Annotated in this window: 1 protein-coding gene; it reads left to right on the top strand. The window is 66.9% G+C overall.

Going from position 1 to position 354, the window contains the following annotated elements:
• The coding region (locus ACWPM1_RS14820; protein WP_455695661.1) for a DUF7507 domain-containing protein at positions 1–354 on the top strand (354 nt) is incomplete at both ends.

The following is a 354-nucleotide window of genomic DNA, read 5'->3' as shown; positions in this document are numbered from 1 at the left end:
GCTCAACATCGTCAAGGAGGCGGCGGCCGGCCAGGTGGCCGATACCGCGGGCGAGAAGATCAACTACACGATCAGCGTCCAGAACACCGGCAACCAGACGCTCACCAACGTGGTGGTGACCGATCCCAACGCCGATGCCGGCAGCATCCTCTACGTCTCGGGCGACGCCAACACCGATGGCGAGCTCGATGTCGGCGAGACCTGGAACTACACCGCGCAGCACACGGTGACCCAGGCCGAGATCGACAGCAACGGCGGCGGCGACGGCGACCTCGACAACGTGGCGACCGCCGACTCGACGCAGACCGATCCGGACACCGACGACGCCACCGTCCCGGTCGACCAGAACCCGTC

Source organism: Tsuneonella sp. HG249 (genome assembly GCF_053819205.1).
The sequence above is the reverse complement of the archived record's forward strand: the minus strand, read 5'-3'. Positions and strand labels throughout refer to the sequence as shown.